The 18847-nt window shown below is 66.2% G+C and carries 17 protein-coding genes; 8 read left to right on the top strand and 9 right to left on the bottom strand.

Going from position 1 to position 18847, the window contains the following annotated elements:
• Window positions 1–14: 14 nt before the first annotated feature.
• Genes F3H96_RS12945 through F3H96_RS12935 form a run of 3 tightly spaced genes read right to left on the bottom strand, consistent with a single transcriptional unit; the run spans window position 15 to window position 3618 of the window.
• Window positions 15–2279, bottom strand: coding sequence for a xanthine dehydrogenase family protein molybdopterin-binding subunit (locus tag F3H96_RS12945; RefSeq protein WP_149802133.1), 2265 nt, complete (start codon window positions 2277–2279; stop codon window positions 15–17).
• A 2-nt stretch (window positions 2280–2281) separates the two neighbouring features.
• Window positions 2282–2758 carry a (2Fe-2S)-binding protein gene (locus F3H96_RS12940; RefSeq protein WP_149802132.1) on the bottom strand — a complete coding sequence of 159 codons (477 nt, stop codon included), beginning with the start codon at window positions 2756–2758 and terminating at the stop codon, window positions 2282–2284.
• On the bottom strand, window positions 2758–3618 hold the full coding sequence (locus F3H96_RS12935) for a xanthine dehydrogenase family protein subunit M (RefSeq protein ID WP_149802131.1): 861 nt from the start codon (window positions 3616–3618) through the stop codon (window positions 2758–2760). The genes F3H96_RS12940 and F3H96_RS12935 overlap by 1 nt, the downstream gene beginning before the upstream one ends.
• Window positions 3619–3797: 179 nt before the next feature.
• Here F3H96_RS12935 and F3H96_RS12930 point away from each other — a divergent pair, with 179 nt between their 5' ends.
• The gene (locus tag F3H96_RS12930) at window positions 3798–4619 is read left to right on the top strand and encodes a tetratricopeptide repeat protein (protein ID WP_149802130.1); all 822 of its coding nucleotides are present in this window, start codon (window positions 3798–3800) and stop codon (window positions 4617–4619) included.
• Here F3H96_RS12930 and F3H96_RS12925 read toward each other — a convergent pair.
• Window positions 4605–5321 carry a hypothetical protein gene (locus tag F3H96_RS12925; RefSeq protein WP_149802129.1) on the bottom strand — a complete coding sequence of 239 codons (717 nt, stop codon included), beginning with the start codon at window positions 5319–5321 and terminating at the stop codon, window positions 4605–4607. The genes F3H96_RS12930 and F3H96_RS12925 overlap by 15 nt on opposite strands.
• Before the next feature lie 415 nt (window positions 5322–5736).
• Window positions 5737–6024 carry a GIY-YIG nuclease family protein gene (locus F3H96_RS12920; RefSeq protein WP_149802128.1) on the bottom strand — a complete coding sequence of 96 codons (288 nt, stop codon included), beginning with the start codon at window positions 6022–6024 and terminating at the stop codon, window positions 5737–5739.
• A 399-nt stretch (window positions 6025–6423) separates the two neighbouring features.
• On the opposite strand from F3H96_RS12920, the gene F3H96_RS12915 reads away from it, so the two are divergent.
• Complete coding sequence (locus F3H96_RS12915) at window positions 6424–7404, top strand: GlxA family transcriptional regulator (protein ID WP_149802127.1); 981 nt, start codon at window positions 6424–6426, stop codon at window positions 7402–7404.
• Window positions 7405–7443: 39 nt separating this feature from the next.
• On the opposite strand, the gene F3H96_RS12910 is transcribed toward F3H96_RS12915, so the two are convergent.
• Window positions 7444–8163 (bottom strand): class I SAM-dependent methyltransferase, encoded by a 720-nt coding sequence (locus F3H96_RS12910; protein WP_149802126.1) that lies wholly within the window; start codon window positions 8161–8163, stop codon window positions 7444–7446.
• A gap of 122 nt (window positions 8164–8285) precedes the next feature.
• Between F3H96_RS12910 and F3H96_RS12905 the strand changes: the two genes are divergently transcribed.
• The 4 genes from F3H96_RS12905 (at window position 8286) to F3H96_RS12890 (ending at window position 12578) form a co-directional block, all read left to right on the top strand.
• Complete coding sequence (locus tag F3H96_RS12905; protein ID WP_149802125.1) at window positions 8286–9827, top strand: winged helix-turn-helix domain-containing protein; 1542 nt, start codon at window positions 8286–8288, stop codon at window positions 9825–9827.
• Between the two features lie 132 nt (window positions 9828–9959).
• Window positions 9960–11276 carry an aspartate aminotransferase family protein gene (locus F3H96_RS12900; protein WP_149802124.1) on the top strand — a complete coding sequence of 439 codons (1317 nt, stop codon included), beginning with the start codon at window positions 9960–9962 and terminating at the stop codon, window positions 11274–11276.
• Between the two features lie 16 nt (window positions 11277–11292).
• Complete coding sequence (locus tag F3H96_RS12895; protein ID WP_149802123.1) at window positions 11293–11556, top strand: hypothetical protein; 264 nt, start codon at window positions 11293–11295, stop codon at window positions 11554–11556.
• Between the two features lie 65 nt (window positions 11557–11621).
• A complete protein-coding gene (locus F3H96_RS12890; RefSeq protein WP_149802122.1) occupies window positions 11622–12578 on the top strand; it encodes an EamA family transporter in 957 nt (318 codons plus the stop codon).
• Between the two features lie 487 nt (window positions 12579–13065).
• Here the strand turns inward: F3H96_RS12890 and F3H96_RS12880 are convergent, their stop codons facing one another.
• The 3 genes from F3H96_RS12880 to F3H96_RS12870 are packed head-to-tail and all read right to left on the bottom strand — an operon-like array spanning window position 13066 to window position 17565.
• Complete coding sequence (locus tag F3H96_RS12880) at window positions 13066–14382, bottom strand: HlyD family type I secretion periplasmic adaptor subunit (protein ID WP_149802121.1); 1317 nt, start codon at window positions 14380–14382, stop codon at window positions 13066–13068.
• A 4-nt stretch (window positions 14383–14386) separates the two neighbouring features.
• Window positions 14387–16141, bottom strand: a complete 1755-nt coding sequence (locus tag F3H96_RS12875) for a type I secretion system permease/ATPase (RefSeq protein ID WP_149802120.1) — start codon at window positions 16139–16141, stop codon at window positions 14387–14389.
• 11 nt (window positions 16142–16152) lie between these two features.
• Complete coding sequence (locus F3H96_RS12870) at window positions 16153–17565, bottom strand: family 16 glycosylhydrolase (RefSeq protein ID WP_149802119.1); 1413 nt, start codon at window positions 17563–17565, stop codon at window positions 16153–16155.
• Window positions 17566–17959: 394 nt separating this feature from the next.
• Between F3H96_RS12870 and F3H96_RS12865 the strand changes: the two genes are divergently transcribed.
• Entirely contained in the window at window positions 17960–18403 is a 444-nt protein-coding gene (locus tag F3H96_RS12865) for an SRPBCC family protein (protein ID WP_149802118.1), read from the top strand.
• A 205-nt stretch (window positions 18404–18608) separates the two neighbouring features.
• Window positions 18609–18836 (top strand): hypothetical protein, encoded by a 228-nt coding sequence (locus F3H96_RS12860; protein WP_149802117.1) that lies wholly within the window; start codon window positions 18609–18611, stop codon window positions 18834–18836.
• Window positions 18837–18847: the final 11 nt, after the last annotated feature.

Genomic DNA, 18847 nt, shown 5'->3' with positions numbered 1-18847 from the left:
AGCTTGGATACCTCTCAGCCTTCCCGCTCCGCGTCCAGCGCGGCAAGAATCCGCGGCGGCGACATCGGGATGTGGCTCATGCGCACGCCGACCGCGTTCGACACCGCGTTGGCGATCGCCGCCAGCGGCGGCACGATCGAGGTTTCGCCCACGCCGCGCACGCCATAGGGGTGGTTGGGGTTGGGGATTTCCAGGATCTGCGTGTCGATCATCGGCAGGTCGGAGCATACCGGGATGCGGTAGTCGAGGAAGCCTGCGTTCTGCAGCCGCCCGTCCTTGCCGTAGATATACTCCTCGTTGAGCGCCCAGCCGATGCCTTGCGCGGCACCGCCCTGGTACTGGCCCTCGACATAGGTCGGGTGCACCGCCTTGCCGGCGTCCTGCACCACCGTGTAGCGGATCACCCTGGTCGAGCCGGTCTCGGGGTCGACCTCGACGTCGCAAATATGGGTGGCGAAGGAGACGCCGGCGCCGTCGGCGACGAGCTCGCTGTGGCCGGCGATCGGCCCGCCCGTCGTGCCCGATTTGGCGGCGATGTCCTTCAACGACAGCGGCGACAGGTTGCCGTATTTCTCGCCCTTGGCGACGGCATGGCCCTTTTCCCAGGTGACGTCCTCGACCGGGATATCCCACATCTGCGCGGCGCGATCCTTCAGCACCTTGATCGCATTGCGGGCGGCCGAGATGGTCGCCATCGAGGAGGAGAAGGTGCCGCGGCTGCCGTCGGTCATGTCGTTGTAGCCGAGGGAAGACGTGTCGGCGACGATCGCCTTGACCTGGGCATAGTCGATGCCGAGCTCTTCCGCCGCCACCAGCGACAGCGACGCGCGGGAACCACCCACGTCGACGGTTCCGACGGCGAGCGACACCGAGCCGTCCATGCCGATGTTCAAGTCGGTGCAGGTCTGGCCGCCGAAGTTGAACCAGAAGCCGCAGGCCATGCCGCGCCCCTGGTATGCCTTCAGCGGCGCCTTCATGTGCGGATGGTTCTTCACCGCCTCGAGCGTCGGGCCGATGCCGATCGGCCCGTAGACCGGGCCGTAGGAGGCGCGCGTGCCTTCCTGCGCGGCGTTCTTGATGCGGAAGTCGACCGGGTCCATGCCGATCTCCTTGGCGAGCTCGTCGACGGCGCTTTCCACCGCGAACGCCGCCATTGGCGCCGACGGCGCGCGATAGGCCGCGGTCTTGGGCCGGTTGACCAGCACTTCGTAGCCGACGGTCTTGACGTTTTCGAGCTTGTAGCAGGCGAACGCCGTCATGGCGCCGATCTCGGCCCAGGAGCCGGCATAGGGGCCGCAGCTATAGCGCAGCGTCGCTTCCGCGGCGGTGATGGTGCCGTCCTTCTTGGCGCCTATTCTGACGTCGATCGAGGTGGCGCTGGTCGGGCCCGAGGCGCGGAACACCTCGTCGCGGGTCATCACCAGCTTCACCGGGCGGCCGGCCTTTCTGGACAAGGCGAGCGCCACCGGCTCGGCCCAGACATGGGTCTTGCCGCCGAAGCCGCCGCCGATCTCGGAGGAGGTGACGCGCAGCTTCGAGGCTTCCAGCCCGAGCAGCTGGGCGCAGTGCTGGCGATAGACGAAATGGCCTTGCGTGCAGACCCACAGCTCCGCTGTGCCGTCGGCATTGACGCTCGCCACGCAGGCGTGCGGCTCGATATAGCCCTGGTGCGTCTGCTCGGTCTTGAACGAGCGCTCGACGATGAAGTCGGCCTGGGCAAACCCCTTGTGGACGTCGCCATGGCCGAACTGCGTGCGCTTGGTGACGTTGGAGGGTTTCGCCGGCTTTTCCTCGAGGCCCTCGGTGAAGATCTGGTCGTTGATCAGCGGCGCGTGGTGCTGCGCCGCCTCGTCGACGTCGGTGACGTGCGGCAGCACCTCGTAGTCGACCTCGATCAGCTTCAGCGCCTGGCGGGCGGTGCGGGCGTCGATCGCCGCGACCGCGGCCACCGCGTGGCCGTCATAGAGCGCCTTTGTGCGCGCCATCGAATTGTCGAGGATGTCGTACATCGCGGCATCGCCGTCGGTCAGGTCGGGCAGGTCTTTGGCCGTGATCACCGCCTTCACGCCGGCGAGCTTTTCCGCCTTCGAGGTGTCGATCTTCTTGATCACCGCATGCGCGTGCGGGCTGCGCAGGATGCGGCCGACCAGCTGTCCGGCCATGTTGAAGTCGGCGCCGTAGCGGGCGCGGCCGGTCACCTTGTCGACGCCGTCGGGGCGGATCGGGCGCGTGCCGACGGAAGAGAAATTGCGTCCGGAATAGCGCGGATCGAAATTCATGATCAGGCTCCCTTCATCACTTGCGCCGCGTCCTGGACGGCGCGCACGATCTTGTCATAGCCGGTGCAGCGGCACAGGTTCCCGGCCAGCCCGAAGCGGATTTCCTCCTCGGTGGGCGAGGGGTTCTTCTCCAAAAGGTCTTTGGCCGCGATCAGGAAGCCGGGCGTGCAGATGCCGCATTGCAGGGCCGCATGTTCCAGGAACTTCTGCTGCAGCGGATGCAGCTGGTCGCCATGCGCCATGCCCTCAATGGTCTCGACCTTGCGGCCTTCGGCTTCCGCGCCCAGCACCAGGCAGGAACACACCAGCCGGTTGTCGAGGATGACGCTGCAGGCGCCGCAGTCGCCGGTGCCGCAGCCTTCCTTGGCGCCGGTGAGACCCAGCCGGTCGCGCAGCACGTCCAGCAGCGTCTCGTCGGGCTGGCACAGATACTCGACGGCATCGCCGTTGATCGTCGTTGATACAGCTACACCGGCCATTATTTGCCTCCTGCACGCTTGTAGGCGGTAGCGGCGGCGCGTCTCGCCAGCACGCCCGCCACTTTCCGCCTGAATTCGATGGTGCCGCGCTTGTCGTCGATCGGGCGGCAGGCGCCGGCGCAGATCTTCGCCAGCCGTTCCAGCGTCGCCTCGTCGAGCTTCGAGCCAATCAGCACTTGTCCCGCTTCCTCGACCAGAAGCACCGTCGGCGCGGCGGCGCCCAGCGCCACGCGGGCGGCCGTGATCGCGCCATGATCGTCCAGCGTCAGGTTCACCCCGGCGCTCACCACCGCGATGTCCATCTCGGTGCGCGGAATGAAGCGCAGATAGGCGTCGCCGGCATTTGGCGGCCGCTTGTCGAGCAGGATCGCCTCGACGATCTCGCCCTTGGCAAGCGAAGTCCTGCCGGGTCCCGTCGGCACGCTCTCGACGGCAACGGTGCGCTTGCCCGAAGGCCCGGCGACGACCGCTTTCGCGCCGGCCGCGACCAGCGCCGGCACGCTGTCGGCAGCGGGCGAGGCGTTGCACAGATTGCCGGTGATGGTGCAGCGGCCCTGCACCTGCTTGGAGCCGATCAGGTTGGCAGCCTCGACGACGCCCGGCCACGCCTGCCTGAGCGCCTTGTTCTCGCCCAGCACCGCGCAGGGCACCGCGGCGCCGATGCGGAAGCCGTCGGCCGTTTGCGTGATGTCGCCCAGGCCGCCGATCGCCTTGATGTCGACGATCAGCTCCGGCTCGATGAAGCCGCCCTTCATCCTCACCAGCAGGTCGCTGCCCCCGGCCAGGATCGCGGCCGGGCCTACCGCCTTGGCGAGCTCGCCAACGGCATCTTCGATTGAAAGCGGACGTATGTAACGCATCGTCTCCCCTTGGCTAATCCGGAATCTCGGCGACCGTTATAAAGACTCTCCTCATAATGGCCATCCGCTTCGTGCATTGCACCAGCCAAGTCAGGCGCCTTGCCCTAATTCTCAGTCTGAATTTTCCCGGCCCGGGTGCTAGAACCACCCATTCGGAACCCAGAGGGAGCTTCAATTCAGTGACCGGCGCGAGTCAAGGCGATAGCGACGATCTGGTCCGCCGCGCGGTGGCCGCGTTCAATTCCGGCGATCACGCTCGGGCGATGGACCTTTGCGAGCTTGGCCTCGAGCGGCACCCCGGCTATGCGGCGCTATGCCACCTCATGGCGGCCATATCCTTCGCCAGGGCAGACCTGCCGGCAGCCCGCGCGCGCATCGAGGCGAGCCTGGCGGCTCGTCCGGACAACGTGCCGGCCCTGATCCTGGCGGGCAGGATTGCCCGGGCCCAAGGCCGGTTCGAAGCGGCGCTGCAATTCCTGGACGGCGCCGCGAGGCGGTCGTCCAAGGCGGAAATTCTGGTCGAGCGGGCGCGCACGTTCGATCAGGCGGGCGATGCCTCTGCGGCGGGCGCGTCCTGGATGCTCGTCCTGCAAAGGGATCCGCAGTCCGGGGAGTCAATGGCGCGCCTCGGGCGCCTGGCGTGGCAACGCGGCGCGCCTGTCGAGGCCGAAGCTTTCCTCGAGCGCGCCGTCGCCCGCGGCGGGCATCCGGCTCAATGGTTCGACCTCGGGCTGGTGCGTCAGGACATGCGCAAGTTCGACGCCGCCGCCGAGGCCTATCGACGGGTGCTTGAGATGAGCCCGGACGCCCCGGAAGCCGCGGTCAATCTCGGCGTCGTCCTGCAGGAAGCCGGCGATCTGGAGGGGGCGATGGCGGCCTATTCGACAGCCTACCGTCTCAGCCCGTCCACCTTCGGCGTCATCGCCATGGCGCTCACGTCGGCGCCAAGCGGCCGGTTATGGCTCGACGAGGAAGCGCTGCGTCGCTCACTCGCCGGTTGAGCGCCCGCGCCTGGCGCGAAACTTCTTGCGGTAGACACCCGGCGTCGACAGGACGTCCGCGACCGTCTGCGCATAGGCGGCCTGGCGCCTTTCGTCGAGCACTTCGAATTGCAGTTGCTGCGCGGCGCGCGGAACCGCAAAGCATTGCGCGACCGGCGTTCCTTTCCCGAGCACGCCGCAGAATTCCGGCTCCGTCCAGGTCGCCGGGAAATTGATGCCGCCATCGCTGAACCGGTCGGAGTCCACCAGGCCCGTGACCAGCCTGAAGGGAAGATCGTCGCGATTGACCGGATGCGTCGCAAACAGCGACCAGCCATCCTCGACCTCGATGGTCCAGAAGCTGTTGAATTTGAGGGCGGCCTGGCCGGGTTTGGCAAACGGGCTGCCGGCGAGCTGCCCCGGCGTGTGGAAGCTCAGCGGCGCGCGGGGATGGTTCCCGGTCTTGGGGTCCGGGATCTTCCAGTCCCAAGAAAAGGTCCCCTTGTCGACGGCGACGTCGCACGGCAAGAGGATCATGAAGCCATAGGTCATCGCGTCGACCACCGGCGGGCACTGCTTGAGCGTGCGGATGTCGCGGCCGTGGATCGCCGAATAGGCGGTGGCGGGCATGGCGCGCAGCCAATCCGGCAGGGCGCTGCGCGCCAGGACGGGGCGCGGCAGATGCTCGACCAGCATCGGATCACATCGGAAAATGACACGCATCGTCGCCTCCGGCCTTGCGATACCATGCATGCCGGCCACACTCCAAGCAAGAGAACCCCAACCGCGATGATCGCTGCCCGTGCCGCGCGGATAGGGCAAATCGCGCAGGGGGTTCCCCGACTCCATCTCGGCCTCGCCGAGCCACCTCTCCCCCCGCCGGACCCCCGCCGGGGGAAAGGCCAATCGCTCAGGTCGCGGCTTCGACGGTCAGCTTTTCTTCTCGCCCTCAACGGCTAGCGTTTTCCTCTCCCTCCGCCGGGGTCCCTTGCAGGGGAGATGCCTGGCAAGGCAGAGGGGGGCGCTGCTCCGCTAACCTGTCCTTCGTCATTCTAGGGCGGAGCAAGGAGCGAAGCGACGCGCGCAGACCCTAGAATCCATGCCGTTACGCCCGAGCGCCGCAGCGGTTCAGAAACGTTCACCAGCCAATTCCGCGAAACAGCTCGAACCATTCGGGATTGGTCTTCTCGATGAGTTCAATCTTCCATTGGCGTGGCCAGCGCTTCAATGACGTTTCACGCTGGATAGCATCGGTGATGTCGAAATACTCCTCGTACCAGACCAGACGCTGCACACCGTAGCGGCTGGTGAAGGAGGAACCTTGGTCGGCCTTATGCTCGGGCATGCGACGAGCAAGGTCATTGGTGACACCGATATAGATCGTGCCGCCTTTCTGGCTCGCGGTCATGTAAACGTATCCGGTCATCAGGCGATCTTAATTGGCGCAGTCATCGGCTATTTTGGACCGCTGCAACTTACGGCCGATGTCACGGCATGGATTCTAGGGTCTGCGCGCGTCGCTTCGCTCCTTGCTCCGCCCTAGAATGACGAAGCATAGGTCGCAGCTCCACGCGCGAGAACCCTCTTTGTCGCCTTCGGCCACATCTCCAGGGTGCTGGCGCCGCCATATGCGATAGCCCTGCCCCCGGCGGGGGGAGAGGTGGATCGGCGCGCAGCGCCGAGACGGAGTGGGGGACCCACCTACGTGATAAGGCGGTGGCCGCGCGTCGCCTATTGCTCTCGTGACGCCGCGAGCGAAGCAGCGCCGGCGGTTGCAAATCGCCAAGAATGGATTTTGAGACGAGGCAGGGCGGTTCCGAGAAGCATGGCCAAGAAGTTCGCATTCCTCCTGGTGCGCGATTTCACGCTCTCGCCGCTGTCGCTGTTCATCGACACGCTGCGGCTGGCCGGCGACGAGGGCGACCGCAGCCGCAGGATCGAGTTCGACTGGGAGGTCGTCGGCGAGCGCGGCCTGCCGATCCGCGCCAGCTGCGGCGTCGAACTGCTGCCAACCAGGGCGATGGGCAATCCGGAGGACTTCGACAATGTCGTCGTGGTCGGCGGCCTGCTCGACACCAACCGTGCCTTGAGCTCGGAAAAGGAGGCGTTCCTGCTGCGCGCCGCCGAGAAGGGCGTGCCGCTGACCGCGCTCTGCACCGGCAGCTTCGTGCTGGCGCGCTACGGCCTGCTCGACGGCTACAGCGCCGCCGTCAGCTGGTTCCACATCAAGGATTTTCGCGCCGAGTTCCCCGAGGTGAACGCCCATGCCGACAGCCTCTATTGCGTCGATCGCGGCCGCGCCACCTGCGCCGGCGGCACGGGCGCGGCCGACCTCGCCGGCTATTTCGTCTCGCAATTCATCGGCCAGAAGGCGGCGGAGAAGGCGGCGAAGATCCTCGTGCTCGACCGCATCCGCTCCAGCCGCGACGTGCAGCCGGTCGGCGACCTGTTCCCCGCGGCCGCCAGCCGGGCGGTCAAGCGAGCGCTGCTTTTGATGGAAAGCAACCCGCAGGAGACGCTGTCGGTCGCCGAGATCGCAGCCAAGCTGAACTGCTCGCGCCGCCAGCTCGAGCGCCTGTTCGGCGCCGAGCTCGGCATCGGCCCGATGGCCGCCTACCTGGCGCTCAGGGTCCACTACGCCAAGTCGCTGCTCGAGGGCAGCGACCTGGCAATCGGCGAAATCGCCTATCGCTGCGGCTTTCCCAATGCCGGCCATTTCAGCCGCGTCTTCCGCCAGCAGACGGGCATCACGCCGACCAATCTGAGGCATCCGGAGCGCACGCCCGGGACGGCCGCGAAAGCATGATTGCCTGCGGCGCCTGGCCGCCGGGGATCCCGGATGGCGCTAGGCCGAGAAGCTGAACAGGCGGAACAGGTCCGAGCTTGAGCGGTAGTGCTCCCGCATGTGGTCGAATCCGGCTCGATGGCCAATCTCCCGCCAGGCAGACACCGTTTCGGGATGGTCCATGCTGTGCACATGGGTGGTGAGCAGCAGCCATTCGAGACCGCTGAACGCCGAAAAGTCTTTCCGCTGGCGGTCCCAGCGTTTCATCCAGCCCGCCCGGCTCTCCAATGTCCTGCAGGTGTTCTCGTAAATCAGGAGCGTGCCCGCCGGACCGACCAGGCGACGCAGATGGCGCATGGTTTCGAGCTTCCGCTCGAACGGCAGATGGTGGAGCGACAGGCCAATCCAGGCGAGATCGACCGGCTCCTCGCACACCGTCAGCCACTCGGCGAAGTCTCCGTGCCGTAGTTCGCTCGCGCCTGGCAGGTCGGCGATGTTGGCGGCGGCCGCGTCCAGCGCCGGTAGTGACAGGTCGATGCCGATGTACCGGCCGAGCGGCAGGCCTGCCAGGGCGGCAGCACTGAAGGAGGCGTCGCCGCAGGCGATATCCAGGAACGTGAAGCCAGGCCGCTGATGCCGCAGCAGCTGGCGCAATGCCGCGTACGCTTCTCGGTGATTGAGACAATTGTTGTCCACAACCTTGCGGTAGATCCCCCACATGTCCTGGAACAGACGGGCGGAGGAATTCGCGGCGACTTCGATTTTGGTGACGGCTGTCATCGGATCGCTCCTCGCGGTTCAGGTGCGATCAGTCTGAAATCCAGACCGCTAAAAGTAGCGAAGGGCGCCTCTAAAACTTCCGAAATCTTCCAAAATGTTGCTCATTGCATTAGCGTTCGGTGATGGAGGCGCAACGCTACACGTTCGGTCCCTTCCTGCTCGACGCGGGAGCGGGCGTGCTTTACCGGCGTGGCGTGCCTATCCCGATCGGCTACCGGGCGATGCTGCTTCTGGAACGCCTGTTGCGCTCGGCCGGAACCGTGGTCGGCAAGGAGGAGCTCATCGATGCCGCCTGGAAGGGATTGGCGGTCGAGGAGGGTAACCTTTCGGTGCAGGTCGCCGGCTTGCGCAAGGTCCTGGGCGAGGGACCTGGCTGCTGCCACTCCATCCTCTCGGTGGCGCGCGTCGGCTACCGGCTGGTCGGCGATGTACGGCCGCAGGCAAGCGAGCCGCAAAACGGCGCGGTCGAGCCCGTGGAGGGGCCATCGATCGCGGTGACCCGCTTTCGCACGATCGGCGATGATCCCGACAAATCCTATTTCGCCGACGGGCTGTCGGAAGACATCATCACCGGCCTGTCGCGGCTGCGCGGCCTGCATGTGCGCGACCGCAGCGCTTCCTTCGCCTATGACCCGCAGCATATCGAGCTCGACCGCCTGCGCCGCGAATTGAAGGTGCGCTACGTGCTCCAGGGCAGCGTGCGCCAGTCCGGCCGCGCCTTGCGCATCACGGCGAGCTTGAGCGATGCCAGCGCCGGCACGCAAGTCTGGGCCGAACGCTTCGACATCGAGGCCGGCGACTTCCTGGCGCTGCAGGACCAGATCGCGCACAAGGTCATGGCCTCGATCGAGCCCCAGCTTTACGAAGCCGAGCGGCTCCGCGTCCACAGCCGTCCAGCCGAAAGCCTCGATGCCTGGGGTTTCGTCATGAAGGCGATGCCGCATGTCTGGACCTGGGGATCGCAGAAAGACCTCGACATCGCCGAAAGCCTGCTGGTCAGGGCGCTCGACATCGATCCCGACTATGCGCGCGCCAACAGCCTGCTTGCCTGGACCACCAGCGCACGCGCAGCGTGCGGCCTGACGCCGAGACCCCGCGAATTGCTGGCCGCCGCGCTGGCGCGGGCGCAAGCCGCCATCGTACGCGACCAGGACGATCCCTGGGGGCATCTGTCGGCCGGCTACGTCCATATGGTGTCGCGCAACTTCCGCCCGGCCGTCGACGAATTGCTGGAGGCGATCGAGCGCAATCCGGGCTTCTCTCTGGCACACTGCATCCTCGGCTCGACCTATGGCTATGGCGACATGGCCGAGGACGGGCTCCATCATCTGGGCATCGCCGCGCGGCTCAGCCCGCACGATTTCATCCAGGCGGCGATCTTCTCCACCATGGGTATCTGCCACTTCACCGCCGGCCGGTTCGACGTGGCAGCCGATCTGGAGCGCAAGGCGATACAGCTGCGCCCGGCCTTCGGCACCGCCTGGCGCACCTATGCCGCGACCGCGGCCCTCGCCGGCGACACCGCCGCTGCCGCCACGGCGCTGGAGGAGGCCCGGCGACTGCAGCCGAACCTTTCGGTCGCCTGGGTCGAGGAGTATCATCCGATCGTCAAGCCCGAGAAGCGCGCGCTTTACATCAGCGGCCTCCGCGCGGCGGGTCTCTAATAGCGCGAGTTGCGGGCAGGGCGACCGTGGTCGCCTTGCATGCCTTGCCCTGGCCGATTGCACCTGTGCGCAAACGGATCGTAGCATCGTGACGAGCGGCCGTGTCGCCGCGGTCCAACGCCTGCGAGAGCCATGCCGCATTACCCCGACGCCATGCCTGGATCGAAGACCCTGTTCGAGCGCGCCAGGAAGGTGATGCCGGGCGGCAACACGCGCACCACGGTCTTCGTCGATCCGTTTCCGATCTATGCCGCGCGCGGCGAGGGATGCAGGGTCTGGGATGTGGACGGCAACGTCTATTATGACTGCATCAACAATTTCACCTCGATGATCCACGGCCACGCGCATCCCGATGTCACGGCGGCCGTGGTCGAGCAGCTGCCGTTGGGCACGGCCTTCGGCGCCCCGACGCCGAGCGAGATCGAGCTCGCCGAGCTTCTGGTCGAGAGGCTGCCCTCGGTCGACCGGATCCGCTTCACAAACTCCGGCACGGAGGGCGTGATGATGGCGATCAAGGCCGCCCGCGCCTTCACCGGGCGGCCGAAAATCGTCAAGATCGAAGGCGCCTATCACGGATCCTACGATTTCGCCGAAGTGAGCCTGGACTCCTCGCCCGCCGACTGGGGCGATCTGCCGAAGTCTACGCCCTATGCGAAGGGCACGCCGCGCGGAGTGCTGGACGACGTGATCGCCGTGCCTTTCAACGACACCGAGGTACTGCGCGCGGTCTTCGCCGCCGACGGCGACAACATCGCGGGCGTGCTGATCGACCCGATGCCCAACCGCGCCGGATTGATCCCGGCGCGCCAGGATTACCTTCACGCCATGGTCGAGATCGCCCATGCGGCGGGCGCGCTGGTGATCTTCGACGAGGTCATCTCGTTTCGCCTCGGCTGGTCGGGCGCGCAGGGGCTGTGGGGCATCGCACCCGACCTGACGGCGCTGGGCAAGATCATCGGCGGCGGCTTCCCGGTGGGCGCGGTCGGCGGGCGCGCCGATGTCATGGCGGTGTTCGATCCGACCGCGGGCAAGCCCGCTCTTCCGCATGGCGGCACGTTCACCGCCAACCCGGTCACGATGCGCGCTGGCCTTGCTTCGATGCGGGCGCTGACCACGGAAAGCTTTGCCCGTCTCGATCGCCTCGGCACGTTCATGCGCGAGAGCGTCGCCGCCTCATTCCAGAAGCATGGCCTTGCCGGCCAATGCGTCGGTCTGGGCTCGCTGTTCAGGGTTCATTTCACGTCCCGTCCGGTCATGGATTACAGATCCGTCTATCCGGGCCAGGCCGAGCGCAGAAAATTCGATGCCTTCCACAAGGGCTTGCTCGGCCGCGGTGTCCTATCCGCCAACTACGGCCTGTTCGCGCTGTCGACGCCGATGACCGAAGAAGATGCCCGCGCCATTCTTCAGGCGATCGACGAGACGTTTGGCGAGATCGCGCAGTCCTGAAAGCAGGCGGCCATAGATGACTGTTTCTCCTCATGTCGTGGTGATCGGCGCCGGCACGGTGGGCATGTGCACGGCGTTCAGCCTGATCGAGCAGGGCGCGGCGGACTGGGTTCCGCACGGCGCGCCGGTTTCGGTTCCATGTTCGCAAAGCCTGGCGCCGTCGGCTGGGCGCAACACCGCGCCCCGGAGCCGGCCACTGACCGACGTGTTGCTTGAGCAGGGCCAGGATGACAGCGTCGGCGTCATAGCGAGCCGGTGTCGCGAAGAGCTGGATATCTGACGCCCAAGGATTTTGGTATGTTGCGGCCACTTCCGCGTCTGACGTTCCTTGAACGGGGGGATGACATGCAGGCGATACCGATAGTCCATCAGCCGGGCGCGCCGGCCGTCGCGGCGATGTCGTCGCTTGCCGGCTATCCTGCCGCCGTGCTGTGCTGGCTGCTTTCGGCCGGCGTCTATATCGCGGCGAAGTGGGTGGCGCCGGAAATGCCGCCCTGGGGCCTGTGCTTCTGGCGCTTGGCGCTCGCCTGCGCCATCCTTTTGCCGATCGTGCACCGCCATCACGGCGCGATGCTGGCGCTGCTGCGCTCGCGGCCACTGGAGGTCGTCGCCGTCGGCACGATCGGCCTCACGCTCTGCCAGGGCATGATCTACCATGGCTTGAACGACACCGACGCGACCACGGCCGGCATCATCATGGCGATGTCGCCGATCATGACCATGGTGCTGGCTCGCTTCGTGCTGGGCGAGCCGCTCGGTCTCTGGAAGTCGCTCGGCGCGGTTGCCGCGCTCGCCGGCATGCTGGTCATCGTCGCGCATGGCAATATCGAGGCGCTGGTGCAGTTGCGCTTCAATGTCGGCGAATTGTGGATCGTCGGCAGCGCATTCTGCTGGGCGCTCTACACGGTGCTGCTGCGCCGCTCCAAATTCGGCCTCGAGCTTTTGCCGTTGGTCGTGCTTTTGCTCGGCGCCGGCGCGCTTGTGGCGCTGCCGTTCCACCTGTGGGAGATCTTCAACGACGAACGCTCGGCCATGAATGCCCACGGCTTGCTGGCGCTCGCCTATCTGGCCGGCCCCGGCGGCGCGCTGATGTACTATCTCTACAACCAAAGCGTCGAGACGCTTGGCGCCAGCCGGGCAAGCATGCTGCTCTATCTGCAGACGCTGTTCGTCGCCGTGCTCGCCTATCTGCTGCTCGGCGAGAGCCTGCATGACTACGATCTGCTCGGCGCGGCCTTCATCATCGCCGGAGTCGTGCTGGCCACGGTGGTCAAGTCGAGGGCGGCTGCGGCAAAGGCGTGATGCCGAACACATCGATCGAGATAAGGCTGACGCCGGTCAGGCCGAAGCACGCGGCCGGCTGGCGAGCCGCAAGCGTCCGTGCCTGCGGGACGGTTGTCGCGGCCTTCAAAGCTCGTCGCCCAAATTGGCCGGGAAATAGCCGAGCACCCCGCACAGCAGCGCCGTCATGGCGCCGACCCGCGGCGTCTTCAGCAGGAAGCCGTGATAGTAGCTGTCGGTGAGGAATTCGTGCCAGTTCGCGGTGGTCAGCGCGCTGGTTTCGACGCCTGCGATCGACGCCGCGATGTCTACAGGCGGTGGCCCAAATTCGATTCAGCCAGAGGCGGGATCGCGGTCGAGCGGCGAAGGCCCGCGAATAGGCGAGAGCCCGCGGCTGCGCGCAGTCCGCCGAGGACTCAGCCGATGCCGCGCTGCCCGGGATAAGCGTCGAAATCGAAGCCGCCGCGGCAAGCTGGATGCAGTCGCCGCGAAGGCGCGATGATCTGTCCTATCTTTCCCTGAACGCCCGCGCGAACGAATCCAGCATCGGCCGGATGAGATACTCGAAGAACGTCCGGTCGCCAGTGCTGATGAAGGCGTCGACCGGAGTGCCGGGATAGAGCTGCTCGGCCTTCACGCCGGGGGGCAGGGCGTCGGCGATCTTCAGCTTGGCGCGGAAATAGGCTTCGTGGGTGGCCTCGTCGGTCAGCCGGTCGGCCGAGATCTCGCTCACCGTGGCCGGGACCTCCGGCGTCAGGCGCGCGTTGAGCGCCGACAGCCTGAGCTTTGCCGGCTGGCCGACATGCACCGCGTCGATGTCCTTCGGCCGCAGCCTGGCCTCCACCGTCAGGCCCGATGACGTGGGCAGGATCTCCATGATCTTTTCGCCCGGGGCGACGACGCTGCCCTTCGAATTGTAGTTCGCGGACACGACGATGCCCGCCGCCGGGGCGGTGATCGTCGTGCGCTTCAGCACCGCTTGCGCCGCGCGCATCTGCTCCTCGATGTCGGCAAGGTTGGCGCGCACGTCGTCGAGCTTGGTCAGCGCTTCCTCGACGCGCTGCGTGGTCGCGCGTTCGGTCTGCGCCTGCGCTTCCGCGATCTGCGTGTTGGCCGAGGCGAGGTCCGCCTCGAGCGCGCCGGCCTGGCCGACGAGGTCGGCCTCCGAGCGCAGAAGCTGCGAATATTCGCTGCGGTTGGTCAGGCCCTTGTCGAGAAGGTCGGTCTTGATGCCGAGCTCCTTCTTCACCACCTCGGCCTGCTGCTCGATGGCCGTCTTCTGCGCGTTCAGCCCTTTCACCGACTCGCGATGCATGGCGACGCGCTGCGCCAGGATCGACTGCTCCGACCGATACCGTGCGAGCCTGGCGTCGAATTCCTTCTGCTGTTCGCGCATCAGGTTTTCGAAATCCTGCTGGAACGGCGCGGGCGCGGGCTCGGCGATCGGCGCCAGCCTGTCCAGTCCGTCGCGCTCGGCCTCCAGCCGCGCAGCACTTGCCTTGAGCGCGATCCACTGCCGGGTCAGCCGGTTGAGGTCGGCCTCCGGCGCGGTCCGGTCGAGCAGGATCAGCGCCTGGCCTTCGCGCACGCGGTCGCCTTCATGCACCAGCAACGCGCTGACGATGCCGCCCTCGCGATGCTGGATGAGGATGTTGCCGCCGGTCGCCGCTATCGTGCCTTGCGTGATCACCGCGCCGGCCAGCGGCGCGCTTGCCGCCCAATAGCCGAAGCCGCCGACGAGCAGTGCGATCGCCGCGTAGCCGGCATGGGCCGTGCGCCGGAAGTCGGTGCGCGGTGGGCTGTCGAAGGTGAGGCTCTGCGTCATCGTCTTACGAGCCTTGCCGGATGGTCTGCGAGGCGCGGATGGTCGGCGCGAACGAGCCGGTCACAACAGTGTTGCGCTGCGCGCCTTTGCCCGGTTGCCGCAACACCTCGGCGCTCGGGCCGAACGCCTCGATGACGCCGCCGCGCAGAACCATCACGCGGTCGCAGGCGGCTGCGATCGAAGGGCGATGCGTGATCACGATCGTAGTCACGCCCGCGCCGCGCGCGGCCGCAAGCACCGCTTCGAGCGCTGCTTCGCCGGTGCCGTCGAGATGCGTGCTCGGCTCGTCCAGCACCAGGATGCGCGGATTGCCGTAGAAGGCGCGCGCCAGCCCGATCCGCTGCCGCTCGCCGCCCGACAGCGTGCCGGTGATCGTCGTCTGGTAGCCGTCGCGCAGCGAAAGCACCAGCTCATGCGCCTCGGCGCGCCGTGCCGCCTCGACGATCGCCGCGTCCTCGGCATCGGCGTCGAAGCGGGCGATGTTGTCGGCGATCGAGCCGGGAAAGAGCTCCACTTCCTGCGCCAGATAGCCGATATGGCGGCCGAGCTGGTTTTCGTCCCAGGTCTTGAGCTCGGCGCCGTCGATCCTGACCGAGCCGCCGCTCGGCTGCGCGGCTCCGACGAGCAGCCGCGCCAGCGTCGATTTGCCGGCCCCGCTCGGGCCGACGATCGCCACCGCTTCGCCGGCGCCGATCGCAAAGCTCAGCCGCTTCAGGATGGGCTCGGCGCCGAAGGTGGCGTTCGGCGCGATGAAGAACAGATCCTGCGCGGCGATCGCGCCGGACGGGTCGGGCAAGGTGAGCTTGCTCGCCTTGGCCGGCTGCGTCGCGAGCGCGCTCGCCAGCCGCGCCCAGGCGCGGCTCGCCTCGCCGATCTGCCGCCATGAACCGATCAGCTGGTCGAGCGGCTGCAGCGCGCGCGACGACACCAGCGAGGAGGCGAAGATCATGCCGGCCGTCATCTGGCCCTTGAGCACCAGCCATGCGCCGCTGCCGAGGATCGCCAGCTGCAGCATCATGCGCAGCGCCCTGGAAGCGCCGCTGAAGATGGCGTTGGCGCCGGCCGAGCGGTCATGCAGGACAAGCGCCTCCGTCACATGCCGTCCCCACGCGCGCGCGGCGTTTTCCACCATGCCCATGGCGCGCAGCGTCTCGGCGTTGCGGGCAAAGGCCTGTTCGGCCTGGCTGGCCAGGGCCGAACGCTCCGCCGCGAGCGCATCGTTCCTGCCGATGGCGAGCTGGTTGGCCACGACCAGGAGAACGAGCAGCGCCGCGCCGCCGAGCGTCACCCAGAACAGCGCCGGGTGGATGAGATACAGCAGGGCGAGGAAGACCGGCGCGAAGGGCAGGTCGAACAGCACCGCCACGCCGCGCGAGCGGATGAAGGCGCAGACCGAGGCGAGGTCGTTCAGCGGCGACATCGCCGTCCTGGCGCCAAGCGAGGCGGCGAAAGTCGCGGCGCCGAGTTTGCCGTCGACGCTCGCGGCGACGCGCTGCGTGTAGATGGCGCGGATGGCGTCGAGGAAACCGAGGAAGCCAAGCGCCGCAACCGCGATGACCGACAGATAGACGAGCGTCTCGACGCTGGAGGAGGGCAGCACCCGGTCATAGACCTGCAGCAGGTAGAGCGGAATGACCAGCAGTAGCAGGTTGAGGAGCAGCGAGAACAGGCCGACATCGGCGATGGCGCGCACAAACACTGTGCGCAGCGAAACGGGCCGCAATCCGGCCTCCGGGGTCGGAGCGCTCTCGCGTGACATCGCCCGGCCGCCTAGGCTGTATGCTCGCCCGTGACGTTCTGCAGGTCGTTCAGCGTATAGGCGTGGATATAGTCGATCTTCATTTGGGCGGGGGTGGCGAGATGGTCGGGCGGCGCGCCGGCCTGGCCGCCGACGGCGAGATCGACCAGCATATACATGGGCTTGTTCATGTCGGACGGCGTCGCCGCTTCCGCGACCTGCACGCCATCATAGGTCCAGACCAGCTTGTCCGGCGTCCACAAGAGGCCATAGGTGTGGAAGCCGTCCGTGTCCGAGACATTCACCGTGGATCCGACCGTCGTGTGCTGGCCCGTCTGGTTGGTGTGCGCGGTCATCAGCAGCGCGTACGGGTTCTGTCCATACTTTTCCACCACGTCCAGCTCCGGCGGCCACGAGCCGTCTTCCGGCAGCAGCCAGAAGGCCGGCCAGGCGCCGGCGTTCTCGGGCATGTCCGCCCGCATCTCGAAATAGCCATAGGTCTGCGAGAACGAGTCGTGGGTGGTGAGCAGGCCGGAGGTGTATTCGTAATTGTTGATCAGCGGCTTGATGTCGGCCGACGCCTGCGCCGCGGTGATCGTCAGCACGCCGTTGTCGACGCTGAACGGGTGGACCGAGCTCGTGGGCGCGTAATTGGCGTCGATATACCATTGCAGCTCGCCATTCTGGCTCAGCGTGCTGCCGTTGGCCGCACCCCACCAGAAGTTGGTGTCCCAGGTGCCGCTGTGGCCGTCCGAGAGGCTGAGCGCGTTGAAATCGTCGCTGAACGACAGCGTCATGCCGGACTTGTCGATCGGCAGCTGGAATTGTCCAGGCTGGAACTTGTCGATCGTGGTGTTGTTGAACACCAGCACCTCGCTCGAGCTCAGGTTGAGCGTGACGTTCGCGCCCGTCTGCGCCATGTGCGCCTTGACGTCGTCGAAGGTCGCGAAGTCGTAGCCGTTGAGGCGTATCTTGTCGTCGGCGCCGAAATCGGTGATCAGGTCGCTGCCGTTGCCCTTGGCGATGATGAAGGTATCGGCGCCGCCGCCGCCGATCAAAACGTCATCGCCCTTGCCGCCGTCGAAGGTCTGGCTGCCGGAGCCGCCCTTGATGATGTTGTCGAGCGAATTGCCGAAGGCGTAGTGGTTGTTGCCGGTGACGACGAGGTTCTCGAAATTGTCCGGCAGCTTGTAGCTCATCCAGGTTTCGATCGTGTCGACGCCCTGTCCGGGCAGCTCGACCGCCCGGTTGGTCGCGGCGTAGAGGTAATAATAGTCGTCGCCGGTGCCGCCATACATGGTGACGTTGGCGCTGGCGTCGCCCCAGATCGAATCGTTGCCGTCAGTGCCATGCAGTTCCGGCCCGGCCCCGCTCGCGGAAAACCAGTGGTGGGATGCGCCCGTATAGGGAAGAGGAACGCCCTTGGCGTTGGTGACGGTGGTCATCGGACACTCCTTCCTTGGTGACGCCTGGCTTCAGGCCAACCCGCAAATCAACCTATCGTTCCAAGGATTCGCGCCACAGTACAGATAAAAAATTACCGTTCATCGAATAATGATTAGAAATAGAATAATAAGTGCCTTCTAATACAATCTAGGCGCGATAATTACACCTAGAATTACTCAATTTTACTCAATGTTTCGAAGCTCATGCTGAAATATTGGGCAGGATGCTGCGAGTGGCTGCAATTGATCAGCGCGGGCGCATAGCGCTCATGTCCAGGCTTCCGTTGCAAAGCGACACGGTGTCGGGCAAAAAATTTGACGGCATCTGTCGGATCGGACCAGGCCGGCCCGTCCTTGGGGGCATCGAGAAATCAACCAGAGAGGATATCGAGATATGCCGAGCACCATCCATCTGCACCGCGTCCTGGCGACCAAGCCGGAGAAGGTCTACCGCGCGTTCGTCGAGGCGGACGCGCTGGCGAAGTGGCTGCCGCCGAACGGCTTCACCTGCACGGTCCACCAGTTCGAGGGGAAGGTCGGCGGCACTTACAAGATGTCCTTCCGCAACTTCACCACCGGCGACAGCCACGCTTTCGGCGGCGAATATGTCGAGCTCGTTCCGGGCGAGCGGCTGCGCTACACCGACCGCTTCGACGATCCCAACCTGCCGGGCCTGATCGAGGTCACCGTGACCTTGAAGAAGGTGTCGGTCGGCACCGAGATCAACATCACCCAGGCCGGCATCCCGGACGCCATCCCCGCCGAGGCCTGCTATCTCGGCTGGCAGGAATCGCTGCGCAACCTGGCCAAGCTCGTCGAGCCGGAAATCAACCAGTAAGTTCGCGAGACGCACGGCGGCCGGCTTGCCGGCCGCCGCCTTAGCCAAGGCAAGCAAGGGCCGGCTTGCCGGCCGCCGCCTTAGCCAAGGCAAGCAAGGGCCGGCTTGCCGGCCGCCGCCTTAGCCGAGGCAATCAAAGGCCGGCTTGCCGGCCGCCTGACCCAAGGTAAGTAAAATTTCACCAAGCGCGGTTAGAATTTGCCGCATGGATCGCAAAACCAACTACGTCATTGTCCTGATGGCCGCGCTCGCCGCCCTGGCGACGTACAACATTGCCTACGGCCTGAGGATGGGTGAAATCCGCGGCAGGTTGCACTGGGTCGCCCTGGCCGACGATCCGACGCGCTTCTGGAACGTCGTCGTCGGCAACGTGCTGAATATCGCGGCGTCGATCGCCCTGATGTGGCTGCTCGGTTCGCGCAGCCGCGGCTGACTTGAGCCGAC

It is taken from the genome of Mesorhizobium sp. NFR06 (assembly GCF_900115245.1).
Lineage (GTDB): Bacteria > Pseudomonadota > Alphaproteobacteria > Rhizobiales > Rhizobiaceae > Mesorhizobium.
Note: the sequence above shows the minus strand (reverse complement) of the source record. Positions and strands in the feature narration are given on the sequence as shown.